The sequence below is a fragment of the Candidatus Similichlamydia epinepheli genome (assembly GCF_003056015.1).
The window spans coordinates 1-3,305 of sequence record NZ_PPEU01000078.1; the positions used below are offsets into that span (position 1 = coordinate 1).

Here is a 3,305-nt window from a genome sequence, read left to right on the forward strand (position 1 = left end):
GTGCTTCCCCCTTAACACTCGGGAAACTTCAGAAGCAAAACGACCAAGAACCTTCCCAGAAGCATCAAAGACAAACCACCTTCGCTTCTTCAAAGCCACACTCTGATAAGTGCGCTGTTTTTGATATCTCATAAATTTCAAACCCGTTACCAGGACGCCCAAAGGAGAGACCAATAAAATCACAAGATGATTAGAATAACAAGTTCATTTCGGCCTTTCCTGCCTGCAACTTAGGAGCTTGGTGTGTATCAAAAGCCTAAAAGCTTTTTTATCCAAACGTACGGCTGCCAGCATAACGTACTTGATTCAGAGCTTATGACCGGATCTCTCGTAAAATACGGGCTCAAAAAAAGCAAAACTCTTGAAGAGGCTGATCTTGTTCTTTTCAACACATGTTCAGTGCGACATACGGCAGAAAACAAGGCTATTGGAAAATTGGTCTCATTAGCAAAAACAAAACGAAAAGGAACCATCTTAGGGGTTTCTGGATGTGTTGCAAATCATAGAAAAGATCATCTTCTAGATTCTCTTCCTCATGTTGACTTCATAATGGGAACGAACAACTTGCATGCAATTTTAGATATCATTGAGGAGCTTATATCTACAGGGAAAAGAATCATTCGGGTTGATGATGTATTCGAACATGATCTCGATTATCGATTAGCAGAAAGAGCAGATAATGTGAGTGCATTCGTTTCAATTATTCGTGGATGTAACAAGTACTGTACCTATTGTATCGTGCCTTACACTAAAGGACCGGAGGTTTCCAGAAAGTACAACAACATTTTAGACGAGTGTATTGATTTAGCTAATAGGGGATATAAGGAGATTACTCTTCTTGGTGAAAATGTTAATGGATACGGCAAAGATAGAGATGACGGGATTCTATTTCATCACCTGCTAGAAAAACTACACGAAATTCCAGGAATTGAACGCATAAGATTCATGACCAGCCACCCAATAGACATATCTGACGAATTGATTGAATCAATAGGAGCTCTTCCAAAAGTTTGTGAATTCGTACATTTCTGCTTACAATCTGGATCCAATAGGATTCTAAAAAAAATGAATCGCATGTACACGAGAGAGTCTTATCAAGAAAAGGTGAAAAAAATCCAAACAACTCTAAAAAAGAAACATGAATTACTGAGACAAACAATACATCCAGATCTATTTCCAGACTGGGGTATCGGGTCAGATTTCATTGTTGGATTTCCAACTGAAACAGAAGAAGAATTTCTACAAACAAAAACAGCCGTCAAGGAAGACAATTTCACAACGGCATTCTTCTTTATGTACAGCCCAAGAAAAGGGACACCATCTACACGTTTCATGGACAACGTTACAAAAGAAGAGAAATTGAATAGACTTCAACAACTGCTAGATCTGCACGAGCAGATATCATTAGAACAACGCAAAAAAGCGATTGGAAAAGTTGTGGAAGTTCTAGTAGAAGGCCCTAGCTTCAAGGAAGAGAACTTCGTAAAAGGACGAACTAGAGGATGGTGGCGAGCCATCCTACCCGGAACAACAAACTTGATAGGCACTATCCAAACAATTCGAGTACTTGATGTAAAGCACTTAACCTTGATTGGAGAACCGGTTACACCAAGCTGTTAATTAACGAGAACGAAAACTGTTACGGCGATGATCTTGCCCGTCCTTATCTTTAATTTCGTTCTTTTTTAAAAATTTGTTGATCTTATCCTTCAGGACATCCATCTCATTAGAAATCTTGTTCTTCAAATTAGCTAACTCTCTCTTCAGGTGATCTGCTTTTTGCGAAACCCAAGATTCCTTTTTGTGAGAAGGACCCTCTCGCAAATAATTAGCTTCTGCTTTTGAAAAACAATGCAAAGGACATTCTTGACATTTGTGCATAGATTCAACGCGAGAAGACATATCTGTAGGGCGAATAAGAGTCATTTCCTCATTCAATAAATCTTCATCTATCTCTTGCTCAAGAATGACCTGTCTCTGATGGCCATCTTCCTGTTCGACGATCTCAACAATTTGCTCCTCGACGACAACATCCACATCACTCTTATTTTGAAGAGTGTCTTGGCTTTGAACCATCGATAGTCCAAATAAAGCACCTATTAGCTTACGAAACATTCTGATACACCTTCTCAAGGTTGGAAAACAACCATGCTTCATTTACGATAGTAATATTATTAAACGACTGAGCTTGTTTAAGCTTGCTTCCGGGTGATTCTCCAATAAGCAAATAGTCAGTCTTTTGCGAGATGGATGAAAGAACTGATCCACCTTGCTCTATTATAATTTTTTCGATCTCTTTTCTAGATGCACTTTTAAAAGTCCCTGTAATCACGAAAGAGAGTCCAAAAAAAAGAGACGAATCATCCTTGCCCTTTTTTTCTGAAAAAGTACTAACTCCTAAAGCAAAAAGAGACCGCACACGCGGTTCTAAATCCCTCAATGCTTCATAGGTTGATCGAGCAACCTTCTCACCAAACCCATGTATAGACTGAAGGTCTTCGACAGACAACACTCTCAGAGCATCCCAAGAATCGCATTTCTTGGCCAATGCTCTTGCATTTCTCTTCCCAATATATGGGATACCAATAGCATAAAGGAACGAGAAAAAAGGAACATTCTTGCTTTTTTCAATCGATTCAATAATTTTCTTGGCTAGAACAGGACCGCTATGAGGTAAATCTTCTAGAGATTTGCTATCTAAACGAAAAAGATCATCCCAATCCTTTACAATATTTCTTTTTACTAATTCTTCAATAGTTCGTTTCCCAAGCCCGTCTATTGAGAGAGCATCTACAAAATGAATAAGAGATTGAATAGATTTATCCCTGCAGAAAGGATTGGTGCAGCGCAAAGTCATTGGGCATCCTTCCAAAATTGAATCACATGAATTACAAGTTTTTGGAAGTTGTAAAGGGAGAGTGCCGTTAGGACGAAGAGTCAAATCCACTTCTATTATTTGAGGGATTATATCTCCACCTTTACAAATCCAAACGAAATCACCCTCACGAACTTCTTTTTCAAAGGCCCATCCGAAATTATGAAGTGTTGCTTTTGAGACGCAGCTACCATCCAAATATACAGGTTCTAAACAAGCAACTGGAGTTACAGCACCACTTCTTCCAACTTGAGAAAAGATTGATCGTATTTGAGTCCTTACACGACATGCTTGATACTTAAATGCTACTCCCCACTTATAGTATTGTCCTGTAGTGCCCATTTGCATTTGGTCTTCTCTACGATCAAGTTTTACTACAATTCCATCTATACGAAACGGTAGAGATTCTCTTTCTGTTTCTACTTTTTGA

General features: G+C 38.8%; 4 protein-coding genes. 1 reads left to right on the plus strand and 3 read right to left on the minus strand.

All coding sequences use genetic code 11. The annotated features are described in order from the left end of the window. Positions 1–132 (minus strand): uL13 family ribosomal protein (locus tag GCCT14_RS04060; RefSeq protein WP_192875501.1); only part of this gene is annotated, 132 nt, incomplete at its 3' end. Between the two features lie 111 nt (positions 133–243). On the opposite strand from GCCT14_RS04060, the gene miaB reads away from it, so the two are divergent. Then, the gene (gene miaB, locus GCCT14_RS04065; RefSeq protein WP_108624341.1) at positions 244–1,620 is read left to right on the plus strand and encodes a tRNA (N6-isopentenyl adenosine(37)-C2)-methylthiotransferase MiaB; all 1,377 of its coding nucleotides are present in this window, start codon (positions 244–246) and stop codon (positions 1,618–1,620) included. Here the strand turns inward: miaB and GCCT14_RS04070 are convergent, their stop codons facing one another. Beyond that, positions 1,621–2,115, minus strand: a complete 495-nt coding sequence (locus GCCT14_RS04070) for a hypothetical protein (protein WP_108624342.1) — start codon at positions 2,113–2,115, stop codon at positions 1,621–1,623. Beyond that, positions 2,105–3,305: NAD-dependent DNA ligase LigA (gene ligA / locus GCCT14_RS04075; RefSeq protein ID WP_108624343.1), on the minus strand; the 1,201-nt coding region annotated here is incomplete at its 5' end. The genes GCCT14_RS04070 and ligA, both read right to left, overlap by 11 nt.

Coding starts and splice junctions, on each gene's coding strand:
- GCCT14_RS04070 (WP_108624342.1), bottom strand. CDS start 2,115: ATGTTTCGTAAGCTAATAGGTGCTTTATTTGGACTATCGATGGTTCAA.